16 protein-coding genes are annotated in these 16,603 nt (G+C 61.5%); 9 read left to right on the forward strand and 7 right to left on the reverse strand.

Features of this window, described 5'->3' with window-relative positions:
- Nucleotides 1–7 precede the first annotated feature (7 nt).
- Genes OQE56_RS03470 through OQE56_RS03480 form a run of 3 tightly spaced genes read right to left on the reverse strand, consistent with a single transcriptional unit; the run spans nt 8 to nt 4,100 of the window.
- Nucleotides 8–1,306 (reverse strand): c-type cytochrome, encoded by a 1,299-nt coding sequence (locus tag OQE56_RS03470; protein ID WP_267221564.1) that lies wholly within the window; start codon nt 1,304–1,306, stop codon nt 8–10.
- Nucleotides 1,303–3,576: a xanthine dehydrogenase family protein molybdopterin-binding subunit gene (locus OQE56_RS03475; protein ID WP_267221566.1), complete on the reverse strand. Its 2,274-nt coding sequence runs from the start codon at nt 3,574–3,576 to the stop codon at nt 1,303–1,305. The genes OQE56_RS03470 and OQE56_RS03475 overlap by 4 nt, the downstream gene beginning before the upstream one ends.
- A 44-nt stretch (nt 3,577–3,620) precedes the next feature.
- Entirely contained in the window at nt 3,621–4,100 is a 480-nt protein-coding gene (locus tag OQE56_RS03480; protein ID WP_267221568.1) for a (2Fe-2S)-binding protein, read from the reverse strand.
- Nucleotides 4,101–4,343: 243 nt separating this feature from the next.
- Between OQE56_RS03480 and OQE56_RS03485 the strand changes: the two genes are divergently transcribed.
- Together OQE56_RS03485 and OQE56_RS03490 are read left to right on the forward strand one after the other, a co-directional pair.
- The gene (locus tag OQE56_RS03485) at nt 4,344–5,438 is read left to right on the forward strand and encodes an XdhC family protein (RefSeq protein ID WP_267221570.1); all 1,095 of its coding nucleotides are present in this window, start codon (nt 4,344–4,346) and stop codon (nt 5,436–5,438) included.
- Between the two features lie 11 nt (nt 5,439–5,449).
- Entirely contained in the window at nt 5,450–6,067 is a 618-nt protein-coding gene (locus tag OQE56_RS03490; protein WP_267221572.1) for a nucleotidyltransferase family protein, read from the forward strand.
- A gap of 263 nt (nt 6,068–6,330) precedes the next feature.
- On the opposite strand, the gene OQE56_RS03495 is transcribed toward OQE56_RS03490, so the two are convergent.
- Complete coding sequence (locus tag OQE56_RS03495) at nt 6,331–6,804, reverse strand: Lrp/AsnC family transcriptional regulator (RefSeq protein WP_267221573.1); 474 nt, start codon at nt 6,802–6,804, stop codon at nt 6,331–6,333.
- A gap of 161 nt (nt 6,805–6,965) precedes the next feature.
- Between OQE56_RS03495 and ald the strand changes: the two genes are divergently transcribed.
- On the forward strand, nt 6,966–8,084 hold the full coding sequence (gene ald / locus OQE56_RS03500; protein WP_267221575.1) for an alanine dehydrogenase: 1,119 nt from the start codon (nt 6,966–6,968) through the stop codon (nt 8,082–8,084).
- Nucleotides 8,085–8,199: 115 nt separating this feature from the next.
- On the opposite strand, the gene OQE56_RS03505 is transcribed toward ald, so the two are convergent.
- The gene (locus OQE56_RS03505) at nt 8,200–8,784 is read right to left on the reverse strand and encodes a Dps family protein (RefSeq protein ID WP_267221577.1); all 585 of its coding nucleotides are present in this window, start codon (nt 8,782–8,784) and stop codon (nt 8,200–8,202) included.
- A 201-nt stretch (nt 8,785–8,985) separates the two neighbouring features.
- Between OQE56_RS03505 and OQE56_RS03510 the strand changes: the two genes are divergently transcribed.
- The gene (locus OQE56_RS03510; protein WP_267221579.1) at nt 8,986–9,867 is read left to right on the forward strand and encodes an AraC family transcriptional regulator; all 882 of its coding nucleotides are present in this window, start codon (nt 8,986–8,988) and stop codon (nt 9,865–9,867) included.
- Nucleotides 9,868–9,882: 15 nt separating this feature from the next.
- Here OQE56_RS03510 and OQE56_RS03515 read toward each other — a convergent pair whose 3' ends face one another.
- Nucleotides 9,883–10,476: a TetR/AcrR family transcriptional regulator gene (locus OQE56_RS03515; protein WP_267221580.1), complete on the reverse strand. Its 594-nt coding sequence runs from the start codon at nt 10,474–10,476 to the stop codon at nt 9,883–9,885.
- Nucleotides 10,477–10,706: 230 nt separating this feature from the next.
- Here OQE56_RS03515 and OQE56_RS03520 point away from each other — a divergent pair, with 230 nt between their 5' ends.
- From OQE56_RS03520 to OQE56_RS03535, 4 genes are all read left to right on the forward strand, one after another.
- Nucleotides 10,707–11,108: a nuclear transport factor 2 family protein gene (locus OQE56_RS03520; protein ID WP_267221582.1), complete on the forward strand. Its 402-nt coding sequence runs from the start codon at nt 10,707–10,709 to the stop codon at nt 11,106–11,108.
- Between the two features lie 27 nt (nt 11,109–11,135).
- Nucleotides 11,136–11,894 carry an SDR family oxidoreductase gene (locus OQE56_RS03525; RefSeq protein WP_267221584.1) on the forward strand — a complete coding sequence of 253 codons (759 nt, stop codon included), beginning with the start codon at nt 11,136–11,138 and terminating at the stop codon, nt 11,892–11,894.
- A 224-nt stretch (nt 11,895–12,118) separates the two neighbouring features.
- A complete protein-coding gene (locus tag OQE56_RS03530; RefSeq protein WP_267221586.1) occupies nt 12,119–13,474 on the forward strand; it encodes a glycoside hydrolase family 2 in 1,356 nt (451 codons plus the stop codon).
- A 785-nt stretch (nt 13,475–14,259) separates the two neighbouring features.
- Nucleotides 14,260–14,826 (forward strand): lipocalin-like domain-containing protein, encoded by a 567-nt coding sequence (locus OQE56_RS03535; RefSeq protein ID WP_267221588.1) that lies wholly within the window; start codon nt 14,260–14,262, stop codon nt 14,824–14,826.
- 15 nt (nt 14,827–14,841) lie between these two features.
- On the opposite strand, the gene OQE56_RS03540 is transcribed toward OQE56_RS03535, so the two are convergent.
- On the reverse strand, nt 14,842–15,696 hold the full coding sequence (locus OQE56_RS03540) for a LysR family transcriptional regulator (RefSeq protein ID WP_267221590.1): 855 nt from the start codon (nt 15,694–15,696) through the stop codon (nt 14,842–14,844).
- Nucleotides 15,697–16,030: 334 nt separating this feature from the next.
- Here OQE56_RS03540 and OQE56_RS03545 point away from each other — a divergent pair, with 334 nt between their 5' ends.
- On the forward strand, nt 16,031–16,594 hold the full coding sequence (locus tag OQE56_RS03545; RefSeq protein ID WP_267221592.1) for a TetR/AcrR family transcriptional regulator: 564 nt from the start codon (nt 16,031–16,033) through the stop codon (nt 16,592–16,594).
- Nucleotides 16,595–16,603: the final 9 nt, after the last annotated feature.

Below are 16,603 nucleotides of genomic sequence, written 5' to 3' on the forward strand. Positions count from 1 at the left end.
CACCGCGCTACCGCCGCGCTGCCACATCCGCCGCGCTCAGCGCACCCTGCTGTCCGCCAAAGTGTTTGACGATGTAATTGGAGAGCGCGGCGATTTCCGCATCGGAATACGCCTGGCCGAACGACGGCATGGAGACCGGTTGGTGCCCCACATTCAACTGCGAGCCATGCAGGATGATCTGCGTGAGATTGGTGGCATGTGGATCACTCACCGCCCGCGTACCCATCAAGGCCGCATAGTCGGTCTGACGTCCCTGCCCGTTGTCGAGATGACAACTCGCGCACGCGCCGACAAACAGCTCCTCGCCAAGACCTGCTTCGGTACCGCTCGCCGCCACCGTGTTGCCGGGCTGACCCGATGATACGGGCGCACCGATGGGCTGCGGTTTGACATCGCGAAGATAGGTGACCAGCGCCGAGATATCGGAGGGTGTCAGATACTGAAGACTGTGTTCCACCACTTCGCCCATCGGCCCGGAAGCCGTGCCGCGTCCTGCAACATGCCCTTTGGACAGATAATCAGCAAGCTCCTGATCACTCCACCCGCCAATGCCATGCGTCTTGTCGGACGTGATGTTGTAGGCCCGCCAGCCTTGCAGCTCCTCGCCAGCCAGCGCTTCGCCGTCTTTCATGGCAAACGCCGCATTTCTCGGCGTATGGCACTCGCTGCAATGCCCCAGGGCGGTTGCCAGATACGCGCCGCGATTCCACGCCTCAGACTTGCCATGCTCGGGCTGGAAACGCTCCTTTTTGAGAAACATCACGTTCCACAGGCTGAGCGCCCAGCGTTGGTTGTACGGAAACGAAAGGTCATTCGCACGTGCCGGCGATTGCACCACCGGCAGGCTGAAGAGATACGCCTTGATCGCCAGAATGTCGTCGCGGCTCAGCGCCGTGTAGGACGTATACGGGAACGCCGGATACAACAGATGGCCTTCCTTATCGACGCCGGCATGCATGGCGCGAACAAAATCCTCGTCGCTCCAGTCACCAATGCCGGTCGCCTTGTCCGCCGTGATATTGGGCGAATAGAGCGTGCCAAAGGGCAGCTTGAACGCTACACCGCCCGCAAAGTCCGCCCCTCCGGGCACCGTATGGCACGCCGCGCAATCGGCGGCGCGCGCGAGGTATTCGCCGCGGGCAAGCACTTCCTTGACAGCGAGATCCGGCGGTGTGCCGGTGCCTTGCGTCTGAGCCGTGCGCTCGTCGCCGGTATGGCTCGCCGTCATGAATGCATAGCCGCCGAAGATGATCGCCGCCAACACGACGATGCCGACCACCCGGCCAAGCGCGCGCCCGATCTTCATGAGAGGTTCCTCGCATTAGCCGGCGCACCATCCACCGGCGCCGTTGCCGAAAGCACCTCGTTGAGGGCGCCCTTGTCCTTCACCAGCAACGAGGTGTCGATGGGCAGCTTTCTGAGGCGCACGCCAGTGGCGGCGAAAATAGCGTTGGTCAGCGCCGCCATGGCCATGACGGTACCGGGCTCGCCGATGCCGCCGGGTTTCTCCTTGCTCGGAACGATATGCACCTCGATCGGCGGCGTCTCGTTGAGGCGCATGACACGGTAGTCGTTGAAGTTGCGCTGTTCGACAGCGCCCTGCTTCAGGGTGATGCCGCTGTAGAGCGCAGCGCTCCAGCCAAATACCAGCCCGCCCTGAATCTGCGCTTCGACTGTGTTCGGATTGACCACGATGCCGCAATCGACCGCAGCGACAGCGCGCTTGAGGCTGACGACACCCTGTGGCGAGACTTCTACATCGACGATCACGCAGAGATAGCTGCCAAAGGGAGCGGCAAGCGCGATACCACGACCGTGGCGCGGCGGCAGTGTTTCCTTCCCCCAGCCGGCTTTCTCGGTGGCCAGATCGAGCACACCGCGCACACGCGGATCTTCGCCAAGGATCTCGCGGCGGTACGCCACGGGGTCCTTGCCGGCGGCGTGAGCGAGTTCGTCCACAAAACTCTCGACGACCATGACGTTGTGCGTGGGCCCGACGCCGCGCCACCAGCCGACTCTCATGCCCTCCGGAAAATCATGGCGCACCCATTCCGAACGCAAATTCGGAATGGCGTAGGGCAAGTCGGCCGCGCATTCCACCAGATCCGGATCGAGACCGTTCTTGCCCATGGCAGGCGGCGCAAATGAGGCCAGCACCGATGCACCGGTGGTGCGATGGGTCCACGCCACGGGCTTGCCGTTGTCGTCCAGCGTAGCCGAAATTCGGTCGTAATACGCCGGGCGATAACAGTCCTGCGCAATGTCTTCTTCGCGGGTCCACACGACCTTGATGGGATAGTCCACCTGCTTTCCAAACGCCACGGCCTGCCCCACCGACTCTTCGAACAGGCGACGCCCGAAGCCGCCACCGAGGTATTGGTTATGGATGGTGATGCTTTCCGGTGGCAATCCGGTCACTTTCGCAGCGATGTCGGCGCAGCGCGCCACCACCTGCGAGCCGACCCAGACATCGCACGCATCAGGCCTTACATGCACGAGCGCATTGATGGGCTCCATGGTGGCGTGTGCGAGCAGCGGGAGTTCATAAGTGGACGAGATGGTTTTGCCTTTCGCACCGTCAGGGTGCCCCACCTCTTTGGCCACAATCGGCTTGCCATGTTCAGACGCATGCGCCATGTCAGCAAAGAATTGCTCCGTGCTGAGATGTGCGTTGGCCCCGCGATCCCATTGGATAACCAACGCATCCAGCCCTTGCTTGGCCGCCCAGTAATGTTCGCCGACCACCGCGACAGCGTTGTCGATCTTCAGAACTCTCAACACACCGGGAATGCTGCGCGCATGCGAGTCGTCGACCGAGGCGAGGCGTCCGCCAAACGTAGGGCACGCACGCACAGTGGCGATCTTCATGCCCGGCACGCGCACATCCAGGCCAAAAATCAGCGAGCCATCCACCTTGCCCGAGCTATCCACCCGGCGCATTGGCTTGCCGATGAGCTGGAAATCCTTAGGATCTTTCAGCGGTGCCTTCTCGGGTGGCGTTACCTTGGCCGCCGCATCGGCGAGCTCGCCGTACGGCAACGTGCGACCGGTGGGCGCATGCGTAACCACCCCACGAGCCACCGTGCATTGCGAGGGGTCTACCTTCCAGCGCTGCGCAGCTGCGTTCACCAGCATGTAGCGAGCCGCCGCGCCGGCATCGCGCAACGCAGTCCAGCAGTACCGCACCGTGGTCGAGCCACCCGTGGCCTGATCACCGAGCAAGGGATTGAGATACAGCTTGCGGTTCGGCGGTGCATGTTCGACGGTGATCTGGTCCAACCCGACATCCAGCTCTTCGGCCAGCAACATCGCCTGCGCCGTGTAAACGCCCTGCCCCATCTCCACATTCGGCATGACCAGCTGCACGCTGCCATCGTTGCCGACTCGCACGAAGGCATTGGGGGCGAACAGCGGATGGTTTTCGCCAATGCGCGTACTGTTATCCAGGCCCAGCACGCGTGTGGCGCCACCCAGCCACATGAACGCCACCACCAACCCGCCGCGCTTTAGCAGCTCTCGCCGGGAAGGGTTTGGCAGATCGGCATCATCGTGAGCGGGACGGACGAATGAAGTCATGACGGTCTCTCGATCGATAAACGATGAACGTGCCGGTCAAACCCTCAGGCGATGGTTTGCGGCAACGTGGCCTGACCTGTGGCGGCTTGCTTGATCGCCGCGCGAATGCGTACATACGTGCCACAACGACACAGGTTGCCCGACATGGCCGTGTCGATATCCGCGTCGGTCGGCGAAGGCTTCTCCGCAAGCAAGGCCGTGGCAGACATGATCTGTCCGCTCTGGCAGTAACCGCACTGCACCACCTCGATGCCCAGCCACGCCTGTTGCACGCGCTTGCCGATGTCGGTGGCGCCGATGCCTTCAATCGTCGTGATTTTCTTGCCTACGGCGCTCGCCACGGGCAACACGCACGAGCGCACCGGCTGGCCATCCAGATGCACAGTGCATGCACCGCATTGGGCGATGCCGCAACCGAATTTGGTGCCGGTCAAACCGACGATGTCGCGCAGCACCCACAACAGGGGCATCTCGTCGGGTGCATCGATCTGCCTGTCCTGACCGTTGATGGTAAGAACAATCATGCGGATCTCCCTCGCATAGGATTTTCATCATCCCGCATCTAAGGCCGCAAAAGGGCGTAGACGCAGAATCGTCGTTTCCCGCGCTGTGTGCAGCTCACAAGGCCGCATTCGCAAGGCTGCATGTTGACTCATGCCGACGAAAATACAAGTGAAGATGCTGCAGTTTGCCCGGCTCACGATCCGCTGGCGTTTCAGCCCCCTGATGACCGAACATCGCGCTCGAACCACGTGCAAAGGCCAGCCATGAACGTCACCCAGGAGTTCGAGCCGCTCTACCGGGCCGCCATGGCGCTGGCATCGGTGCGCGGCTCGGTGGAAGCAGCCCTGGTCACCATTACCCAAACGCAGGGCTCCACCTTCCGTCGTGCCGGTGCAAGCATGCTGGTGCTGCGCGACGGGCGCCTGATTTGCGAACTGTCCGGCGGCTGTCCCCAGCGCGATATTGCCTTGCGCGCCCAACAGGTCATGGAAAACGACCAGCCTGCGCTCGTGGCGTACGGGCGTAACTCCAACTACGACGTGATGATCGAAACCGGCTGCGGCGGCGAGCTGCAGGTCCTTATCGAGCCCTTGCGTGCCGGCGACGACCTTCGCTTTCTTGAAGCCGTCGCCACACTGCGTGCCTCCCGTCAGCGCGGCACGCTGGTGACCCTGTATGCGATGGATGACGCACCCTTGTCGCCGCGTCCCCAACGCTTGCTGCGCGGCACTCGGGACCTCTGGAACGACATTGCCGACAGTGCGCTTCGACAGCTCATCGACAGCGAACTTGCCTCCATGCCTTTCGGCGCACCGGCATCCCGCCGGCAGGTGGTGCATCAGGGCAAAACGTACGACCTGCTGCTCGAATCGCTGGGGCCGCCGCATTCGCTGGTCATCGTCGGTGACAGTGCGGGCGCACACCTGCTGGCCGAACTTTCTCTCCAGCTTGGTTGGGAAACGACGCTGGTGGATCCCTCGCAACCCATGGCAAACCTGCCCGAGGGTGCGCGGCATATCATTGCTCCGCCGTCATTGCTTGCATCCCAACTGATGCTCGACAACACCACCTCCGCCGTCGTGATGACCCATCGGCTTGAGCGCGATATCGCTTACCTCGGCGCGTTACTGCAAACACCCGTGAGCTACCTGGGCGTGATTGGCTCGCGCCAGCGCGCAGCGCAAATCAAAGCCGCATTCCCTCAGGCCAACGGCCGCCTGCACGTGCCGGCCGGCCTGGATATCGGGTCGGAAACGCCACAGGAGATTGCCGTAGCGATTGCGGCGGAAATCCTCGCCTTCCGCAGTGGCCGCCAGGGCGGGCCGCTATCCCACACGCAGCGCCCTATTCACCCGTGATGCACAAGACCATGGACACCGGTGTCGTGCTTCTCGCCGCAGGTAACGCCAGCCGCTTCGGTTCCGCCAAGCAGGTGCTTTCGATCGATGGCTTGCCGATGGTCCGACGCGCCGCCGTCACGGCCCTGGCGGCGGGTCTTGCACCCGTCGTCGTGGTGGTCGGCGCGCACGCGCAGCAAGTGCTCGAAAGCCTGAGCGGTTTGGACATCCATCTCGTCCACAATCCCGACTGGTCCGGCGGCATGGGTGGCTCACTGGCTTGCGGTGTCAGGGCGGCCTTGAAGCACTCACCTTCGCTACGGGCGGTGATGGTGCTGCTTGCCGATCAGCCGGCCATTCAGGCGGCCGACCTGCATACGATGCTTGAGCAACAAGCTCATAGGCCCGATCGCATCCTGGCCGCCTACTACGATGGCCACACCGGCCCGCCGTGCATTTTTCCGGCCGGCATGATTGAAGAGCTTGGCGCGCTGAGTGGGTCGGAGGGCGCACGGCAGGTGCTCAAGCGTCACGCCGATGCGGTCGACACCTGTGCGATGCCATCCGCCGCGCTTGATATCGACACACCAGCCGATCATGCCGTGTGGTTGGCGAACCATCGAACGAGCGAGCCCGGCGACGGTGGGTAGCGGGGGCGCCTTCGCAGCCCTCGCGGGGCCACGCTGTGCCTGTTGAAAATCTTCGTATCGTCTAGTTTTTTCCTCACCGTCATCCCCGCGAAAGCGGGGATCCAGTGCCTTTTAGGCGCTACGCCAGGCCGAAAGGCGCTGGATTCCCGCTTTCGCGGGAATGACGGTGAGGTACCAACAAACGGTGGGATACCAACAAACGGTGAGGTAGCAACAAGCGACGCCAGCATCTAGAGCAACTCCGCAGCGCCCCTAAGCACCCCTCACACCGGCAGCGCCGTCGTCTTCTTCACCGTGCGCAACGCCAGCGTCGACTGCACCCGCACCACACCGGGCAACTGAGTCAGGATTTCCGTGTGGATACGCTCAAAGTCCGCCGAATCCGCATAGGCCACCCGCACCATGTAATCGGCGGCGCCGGCCAACAAGCAGCACTCCGTCACCTCCGGATGGTCCTGAATGGCCGCCTCGAACGCATCGAGCGCCGCGCGTCCCTGTTGGTCCAGCGTTATCAGCACAAACGCCGTGCCCGGAAGGCCCGCCACCTTCTCGTCCACCAGCATCACGTAACGCGAAATCAGTCCCCGCTCCTCCAGCAACTTCACGCGGCGTAGGCACGCCGAGGGGGACAAATTGATCTGTTGCGCCAGCTCCAGGTTGGTCAGTCGCCCGTCCTGCTGGAGCAGCCGCAGGATTGCCCGATCACGGTCGTCGAGGGTGGTTTCTGGATGCAGCATAAAATTTCACGATTGAGGGTGAAAGTCGCCAGATATTCTACATCCAAGCCCTTGGCGGCGTTAAATCAGCACGCTATTGCTTGATATCTCAATCATACTGCTGCACCGGCGCCCACCCCATCGGGCCCGAAAACCTTCCCTACCTAGAGAGCATTCAAGCCATGCGCATCGGTGTGCCGAAAGAAATCAAGAACCACGAATACCGCGTGGGCCTTATCCCGTCGTCCGTGCAGGAACTGGTGCACAACGGCCACCAGGTGATGGTGCAGGCTGGCGCCGGTCTGGGCGCAGGCATCACCGACGCCGACTACGTCGCGGCGGGTGCCTCCATCATCGACAGCGCCGACCAGATCTTTGCCGAAGCCGACATGATCGTGAAGGTGAAGGAGCCGCTGGCCGTCGAGCGCAAGAAGCTCCGCAAGGGCCAGATTCTCTTCACCTACCTGCATCTCGCTCCGGATGCCGAGCAGACCCACGACCTGATCAACTCCGGCGCCATCTGCATTGCCTATGAAACGGTCACCGCGCCCAACGGCTCGCTGCCGCTGCTGACGCCGATGTCCGAAGTGGCCGGCCGTCTGGCTCCGCAGGTGGGTGCGCACTCGCTCGAAAAGGCTCAGGGTGGCCGCGGCGTGTTGCTCGGCGGCGTACCGGGCGTGTCGGCCGCTGAAGTGGTGATCCTGGGTGGCGGCGTGTCCGGCACCCATGCAGCCACCATCGCCGTGGGCATGGGCGCGAAGGTGACCGTGGTCGATCGTTCGGCCGACGCCCTCAAGCGCCTGGCCTCCCAGTTCGGCACCGCCATCTCCACCGTGTTCTCCACCCGCTCGGCCATCGAAGAGCTGGTGCGTCGCGCCGACCTGCTGATCGGCACCGTGCTGGTGCCGGGCGCTGCTGCGCCGAAGCTGGTGACCCACGACATGGTGCGCACCATGAAGCCGGGCTCGGTCATCGTGGACGTTGCCATCGACCAGGGCGGCTGCGTGGAAACCTCGCACGCCACCACCCACTCCGACCCGACCTACGTGGTCGACGGCGTGGTGCACTACTGCGTCGCCAACATGCCGGGCGCCGTGGCCCGCACCTCCACCTTCGCGCTCAACAGCGTGACCCTGCCCTTCACCCTCGCTCTGGCCAACAACGGCTGGAAGAAGGCGCTGCAGCAGGACGTGCACCTGCGCAACGGCCTCAACGTGAGCGAAGGTCAGGTGACCTGCGAGCCGGTGGCCCAGGCTCACAACCTGCCGTACGTGAAGGCGGAAACCGCGATCGGCATGTAATGCCTCGCCAACGCTGCCTCTCTTCGCGCTACGACAGAGAGGCAACGATCCAAAAAAGCGGGCACCTCAGGGTGTCCGCTTTTTTATGGGCGCAAAGATACTTTTGATAAAGGCGTCATGAGCCGCCTTCACTATCCCGGTCCGGCATGCGGGAAATCCCGCCACTCAAGGAAGGCATCGCAGAATCGATAGCGCCACTCGAATCATGCAGATGCCACAAGCGCGCTTCGGCCTCATCGATCCACACACCCAGCAGGCTCATCGTCGCCACATCACCGTAGCCGTCACACAGTCCGTGCGCTTCGCGCAGGCAGCAAAGCAACTGCTGATTGTCGTCGCGAAGCACGGCGAACATGCGCTGCGCACTGATGTCCGTCACCTGACTTTTTGAGATGCGTTGACGGCGAACGATGTCCTCCACGGAAAACAGGGATGTGCCGCCAAGCTTCCGCACTCGCTCACCGAGCGGGTCGATTACTTTGAACAGGCCGGCCGCATGCGCCGCGAGCAAAGTGCGGTGCTCGAGGAAGTTCGGCCCGGTGACATGCCAGCAAAACCCTTTGGTTTTCACGAACAGCGCAAAGTAATCAGCCAGCAAGCCGTTCAATGCTTCCGTCAGCTCATGGGTCGCTAAAGCACTGAACTCCGGATGGACATAGCTGGACGTCCTTCCTGGCTCAAAGGGCGGGCGATCGGACATGGCTGAAATCCATGCGGTCTGTGTCAATCCCGAGCTTCCGCCAAGGCCGATGCGATGTATGTCAGGATTCGGACGGCTTTGGATCGTTTGCGCCAAGCGCCAACACCCGCGGGATTGACCCACCCGCCGCGAAGCCTATGATGCCCCACGTTGCCGCCGATGGTGGCTGCCGCTGGTTCCGCCCCACACGCCGGAGGATCCATGCAAGCGTTTCGCCTTCCCGAAGCACCAAGGCTCGTACTCGGCTCTTTTCAGCAGTCAGCTGTGACCTTTTGTGAGGTTCAGGGTGAAGCACCCCACGAGCTGACGACCGTCATTCCGCGAGACGATTCGTTTCTCATCCAGCTTCGCCTGATCGACTGCCCGCGCGTGGAGTATTTCGCCGAGGGGCGACATCTCGATGGTATTGAACGAAATGCCGGGGTTATCCAGATCCACGACCTTCGGCGGAATCCCGTCGCCGTCATCCGCGATCCGTTCCACATCCTGCACGTCCACCTGCCACTGCTCGCCATCAACGCGGTGGCCGAGGAAATGCAGTCACCGTGGATTGACGAGCTGCAACTGAAACCGAGCCAGACCTTGCGCGACTCGGTGTTGCGGAACATGTTTCTTGCACTGTGGCCCGTGCTGAAGAGGCCACAGGAAACCAATGCGCTCATCGTCAGCCATATGGCGCTCGCCATGACAGCGCACATTGCGCAGCGTTATGGCGGCGCATTCGACCGGATGACGTTTCAACGGGGCGGACTGGCCGGTTGGCAACGGCAACGGGCGATGGAACTGCTCGACGCCTCGCTGGACGGCGATCTCTCCATGGGCCAACTGGCCGTGGAATGCGGTTTGTCGACTCGTCATTTCGCGCGGGCTTTTCGCCAATCCATGGGTATGCCGCCGCACCGATACCTACTGAAGCGACGGATCGAACGCGCCAAGCATTTACTCGAGCGCGGCGCCCTGTCGTTGCCGGAGATCGCGCTCGCCTGTGGTTTCGCGGATCAAAGTCATTTCACGCGGGTGTTTCACGCCAGCGCGGGCATCCCGCCCGGCCAGTGGCGGCGCCTGCGTTCCGGCGCCAAGTAAAGCAAGCCGCCCTGCTCAGCCGCCGATGTCCCGCCGCAATTGCTGGCGTCCTTCTTCGAGTATCTCGTCGGCGAGCGAAGGATCGGCCTCGGCTACCGCGCGCGAAAGCACCAGTGAACCAACCATCTGACTAAAGAGCACCACCGCCTTCTTTCGTTTCTCGTCCGCGTTGTCGCCTTCGATCACACCCGCAAGCTGATCGAGATTCCACGCCAATCCCTGCGCATACGACTGTCGCGCCTCCTCGCCGAGCCGCCGCACATCACCGGCGTACGCGGTCAACGGACACCCCGTCTCGATATTGGCGAGGTGCGCCGGCGACAGATACCACTGGGCATGCTGGCTCATGGGGTCGGCGTTCGCTGCCTTCGACGCCTCGAGCCCGGCGAGAAGCTGGGCCGCGCCATCTTCCATCGCCTTTTCCATGACCGCGGCAACAAGGGCGTCCTTCGACTTGAAGTGGTTGTAGAAGCCGCCCTGAGTGAAACCCGCCGCCTTGGTCAGCTCGGCCAGACCCACGTCGGCCACCCCGCGCTCCCGAAACAGCTTTTCGGCGGCGGCCACAATAGCTTCTTTATTTTCAACGGCTTGCTGCTTGGTGACGCCCATGGGCTCGCTCCTGTTTTGCGGCTGAGTGCCAGCATACCCGAAAACAATGGTGATCACCATTGACATTTGATCTCGACGGGTCCAGTCTGTGCTGCGTCAATGGCGATCACCATTGTCATTGAACCCCCTAAGGGCAGCCGTTGAACGCAGGGCGCAAGCGACTCCATCCGCCACCCCGCATCCAGGTACACCGCTGCCGAAGCCATCAGCCATCGAAGAGGAAAACGACCATGTCCAAGACCTCGCCCGAACAGAACAAAACCCTCGTCCTCGAAGCGTTCCACACCCTGTTCAACAAGCGTGACTACGCCACTGCCGAACGCTTCTGGTCCAACAAGTACATCCAGCACAGCGCGCACATCGAGCCCGGACGCGACGGGCTGTTCAATCTGATTCGCAGCATCCCCGACACCCTGCACTACGAGCACGACCTGATCATGGCCGAAGGCGACTACGTGATCGTGCACGGGCGCTTCTCCGGCCACGGCCGTCCGGCCGCCTGGATCGCCGCGGATGTCGTGCGTATCGAAGACGGCAAGCTCGCCGAGCATTGGGACGTATTGCAAGACGAGGCAACGCAAGCCGAATCCAAGAGTGGATTGCCCATGTTCGGCAATCACTTCCCTGCTTGATCCCCATCCCTTCTCAGGAGAATCCTCATGAAACTCACCGGCAACACTATCTTCATCACTGGCGGCGGCTCTGGCATCGGCCGCGGACTCGCTGAAGCCCTGCACAAGCGTGGCAACAAAGTCATCATTGCCGGCCGGCGGCGCAGCCATCTCAACGCCGTGGTCGCCGCCAATCCCGGCATGGAAGCGATTGAACTCGACATCACCGACCCCGCGAGCATCGATCGCGCAGCGGCCAAGCTGATCGCCGATCATCCCGAACTCAATGTGTTGATCAACAACGCTGGCGTCATGCAGCCCGATAACGTGGGCGGAAAAATCGACGACGCGGTGTTGACCTCAACGATCACCACCAATGTGCTTGGGCCGATTCGCATGACATCGGCACTCATTGAACACCTGAAGGGCAAGAAGAACGCTGTCGTTGCCTATACGAGTTCAGTGCTTGCCTTCGTGCCGATGGCAGTTACCGGCATCTACTCGTCCACCAAGGCGGCCATTCATTCGTACGTGCTGTCGCAGCGCTTCATGCTCCGCAACACCGGTGTCCGCGTTCTCGAAATCGCCCCGCCGTGGGTGCGAACCGAACTGATGAACAGTCAGGAAGCCGAACAAGCGATGCCGCTGGATCAGTTCATCGCCGAAACCATGACGGTACTGGGCACCGACGCGGATGAGATCCTGGTCGACGGCGCCAAGCAGTTCCGCGCCAACGTCGGCCCGGACGAGCATGCGCTGGTCAACGGTTTTAATGAGCACGCGCTTGCGCTGTTTGCTCCAGCCTGAATGAAACGAGGAAACGGGGCCAGGTTCACTTCCATGCTTTCTATGGGTGAACCCGGCCCCGCCGCGCATGGATGGGCGATGGATTCGCCCAAGAGAGGCGCGGTCAGCAGCCCGATATCGGTCGGCAACACATCATAGGACCATCGTTCCGGAACCAGACTCTTGAACGTTCTCAGTCCCGATGCCGTCACGTAGACTCCCCTGAGGAACCAAGGGGAAGTGGCATGACGCGACGCTCAGGGCTTCTGATTTCCATTTACATGCTGATGGCCCTGATGCTCTGGAGCCCTCTGGCATCGACAGAGCCCGCACCCAATGCACGCATCACCCTTGGTCATTCGACCATCGCCATCAACGGACCGTGGCGATTTCATGTCGGCGACGATCAACGCTGGTCCTCACCCGACTTCGATGACAGCGCGTGGGAAACCGTCGACCTTACGCCTGCACCAGGCGCGCATGACGGCGATGTCGGATTACCGGGCTACGTATCCGGATGGAGCCGACGTGGCCATGCGGGGTACACGGGCTACGCGTGGTATCGCATCAGAGTCACCGTCGATAGCGACAAGGGCACGCCGCTCGCATTGGCCGGGCCGACCTTGGTCGATTCCACCTACCAACTTTACGTAGACGGAAAGCTGCTCGGCGAAACAGGTGAGTTCTCGGGTACGGTGCCAACCGTGTTCGGCGTGCGGCCACGTGTATTTCCGCTGCCAGCTTCATCACCGGCAGGTGCGCAAACTTACGTTATTGCCTTTCGGGTATGGATGGATCCCCTCGATGCCGGCGAAGACAACGGCGGCATTCATGTCGCGCCGACCATCGGCGATGCCGATGGCATCGACCGTCTGCATCAGGTGCAATGGCTGCAAACCTTCAAGGGTTACGTGGTAGATGCGATCGAACCGATCGCATTCGTTCTGCTTGCGCTCATGGTGCTCGCACTGATTGCGAGCCGAACGAATGACGCCCATTGCTGGCTGGTGGTTGCGCTGGTTCTCCTTGCACTTCTGCGCGTCAATCAGGTGCTGTTTTACTGGACTGACGTTGTGAGTTTGCGCAGCTATGACATGGCAACAGCCGTGCTACTCAAGCCCCTCAACCTCGCAGCATGGACGTTGGCATGGCGCGACTGGTTTCGCTTGAGCAGGCCATCATGGCTGCGCTACGTCATCAGCGTACTCACCGTGAGCTACGTGGTCCTCGCATTCATGGGCCGCCCGTGGTTTGCGCCGGAAGCAACCCACGGCCTCAAGGCAGCCACCGACATCCTTGTCGAAGGCGTTCGCCTGACTTTCGCCGCGCTCTATCTATGGATTATTGGGTTGGGCGTGACCCGATCAGCAAAGCCTTCCACCTGTCTGGCCGCCCTATCCGCGATGCTGGTCGGCGTCGGACTGTTCGCGCCGGAGCTCAGCACCCTGGGAGTCCCGGGTATCTGGTTTCCTTTTGGTGTGGGCGTATCAAGGAGCCAGTACGCGTATGCCGCCTTCATCGCACTTATGTTCTTGCTGATTTTGATGCGGTCTGTGGGCTACGCACGAAGAAAGCTGAACGCCGCGTGCGTGAGCGGCTGAGTAGCCTTTCGGACCCGCCCAAAGTCTGGGGCACAGCGAAATAACCGGGCGAAGGGGGAGTAAGCTACTAAAGGCTTCGCGGAGATTAACGTCCCTCCGCCCGGCCTCTCATGATGTTGTCCAACCTGTCACATGGCGGATTCCCTAGGAGGACCCAGTGGATCACGGACAATTCTCACCAGCTAAGAACGTAGCGACCAACTGCCGTTTGCAAATAGGCATAGCCGCGATGGCATTGGTCATCGGCATGTCTTCCGCGGCTGCCGCCCCGAGTACGCAAGCGCCACAGACCCCTGCGGCCCAAGGGGCGAGTTCGAACGTTGAGGATGGCATTCCCAGCCGCTGCAACACTTACACCATGGACGAACGAATCAAGCACGAGCTGCCCCACGTCTTCAATCGTGCCGGGAATGCTACGACCGTCGACAATGTGGAATTCTTGACGGACGCCCGGCGCACGACGTATGCCCCGGCTGCGGGTCAGGGACCGGAACTCCACATGCTGCAATGCCCGGTTCGCATCACCTGGAACACTGGGCATCAGGACTTCGGCTATTACACGGAGTGGGAGGACCACCACCAACAGGTGCGTGCTTCATTTACACCGAGACCGACGCAACCGCCTGGGCAGGATCAGTGAAACAAAAACCCCGCTTCGGCGGGGTTTTTCATACGCCCATGCATCATGTCGAATCGCAATCACTGAAATAGCGCTCTGCCCTCTTTTGCCAGCCCTTCCGCGCGAATAGGCTGCTCACGCACGTTGTGCCTAAAGAGGAATCCCCATGCATCCCCGTAAGCAACTCTTCGTGTTGGGCGCATGTGCGCTCGCATTGGCGGTATCCGTTGCTCCGGCGGCAACCTCGCCGCAGGAAAAAGAACAAGCACGCGCCGACATGGCAACCAAGACCGACAACCCGCAGGTGCCCGCATGGTTGGTCGGCACATGGACGCTCGTGCGTTGCGACAATGTCTACCCCGACGGGCACCGCATTGAACTCTATGGGCCGCACCCGCAGGGCCTGTGGATGATCGATGCCCGTGGTCATTACCTGATGCAGATCGCTCGAGCGCAGCGCACGCCCTTCGCTGCCGGTGACAAATCGAAAGGCACGCCCGAGGAATATCGCGCGGCGTCACTGGACAGCAACGCGCACTTCGGCACCGTCAACATTCAGAACAACCAGCTCGCGACGCATATCGACCAAGCCTCTTTCCCCAACTGGAACGGCCGCGATGGAAAGACCAGCTACACGCTCAACGACAACCAGCTCACCTACATTGTCGCCAAACCCAGCAGCGGCGCCTCGGAAGGTGCGCACGGCGAAGTGGTCTGGCAACGCGTGAACTAAGTTCGACAGCTCGCCTCAGGCCGCGGAAAGACTTTTGAACGCCGCAGCCAGCGTGTTGAGTGCCTGACGCGAACGGCGATCGTTCAGCGCCGAATACAGCACGACCTCCTGCCGCGGCAAGGCGGGCAAGGACAACAGCGCTCCCATATCGACGGTACCGCCCGGCGCTGTGCGCCGGGCAATCACCGCAATCGCAAGCCCGGCAGCGGCAGCCGCGCCTACCACGGCTGCGCCCTTGCCGATAAACACCTCGGTCCAGCCAATGCCCGCCTCATCGAGCGCCTGCACGGCCGCCGCGCGAATACTGCAAGACTCGCCCTGCGTCGCCAGCGGCAGCGGCTGCCCCGCACCCGGCATCCAATCGGCAGCACCGATCCATGCAAAGTTTTCAGTAAAAATCGTCTCGCCTTGATGGCGACGATTTTCCGGCTGAATCACCAATGCCGCATCGAGCGTGCCTTCCTCGTAGGCCTGCATGACCTCGCGCGAACCCGCCACGCGCATCTCGATAAGCAGTTGAGGATCGTGCTCGTTCATCCGGCGCAACAGCGCCGGCAATTCACTGCCGACCAGCTGATGACTGATGCCAATGGTCAACCGCCGCTGCTCAATGAGGAAGGAAGAAACCGCACGCTCATGCGCACCCACGAGCGAACGCGCCGCCTCCAGAAATACGGCCCCTTCCGCCGAAAGACGCACCTGCCTCGGCGTACGCTCCAGCAACCGCCGGCCCAGGTGATCCTCCAGCCGCCGCAACTTCAGGCTTATCGCGGACTGGGTGCTACCGAGCGCCTCCGCCGCGCGCGTGAAGCTCTGCAGGTCCACGACAAAGACGAACGCTTTGACTGCATCGAGATCCAGGGCTTTCATATGCCTGCATGCCTTGATGGGGTGATGGCCATCTATCGCTAGGGGCCGAAGGCGGACATTTCTAGCAGATATCCGTCAAGGCAACGGAGAGCGTTTCGCCCTGTCAGGGGTTACATAACCATCACGCGAGCCATGCTGATGGCCCCAGAAGCCGTGAAAGAAGTGTCGGATTCGCCTTCTCGCAGTAGAAGTGAACCCGATCCCGTTCTGGACCACCCCAGCAAGGGCCCCTGCAAATACGGCCCATACACGGCGATGCCCATCTGTTGACGAGCGGTTCCGCCGGGCGTATAAATGACTACTCACTCATTTATAGCCTGAAACCCAACGAGCCATGGCACGCGCGAAAAGTGAAGATCGACGTCAGGCCATTCTGTCGGCGGCTACCACCCTCATTGCCAGTGAGGGGCTAGGGGCGGCAACGGCAAGTATCGCCAAGGAGGCGGGGGTCCCAAGCGGATCGGTATTCACTTATTTCGAGACCAAGAATGATCTGATCAACCAGCTCTACCAGGAGTTGAAACTTGAACTGGTTTCCGCGGTGTTGTTCCAGCTGCCAAAGAAAGACCCCAAAAAGCAGCTCCACCATATCTGGACCCAATGGACCAACTGGGGCGTCGCTTTTCCTGAAAAACGACGAGTCCTGGCACAGCTAATGGTTTCGGATGAGATCTCTGCGGCGTCACGAGAGCACGCCTTGAAGGCTGCCTCGCCGACGCTAGGCGTCATTGATCAAGTTCGGCATCAAGGCGTTTTGAAAAACAGGAGTTTGGCTTTTGTTGGTGCCATCGTCGAAGCCACGGCGACCACCACCATGGATTTCATGATACGCGAGCCCAAACAAGCGGCTAACTATCGCGAAGCAGGCTTCGAGACCCTCTGGAAAGCCATTAGCTAATGGCTTTTT

This window comes from Dyella silvae, assembly GCF_026421305.1.
GTDB classification, from domain to species: domain Bacteria; phylum Pseudomonadota; class Gammaproteobacteria; order Xanthomonadales; family Rhodanobacteraceae; genus Dyella; species Dyella silvae.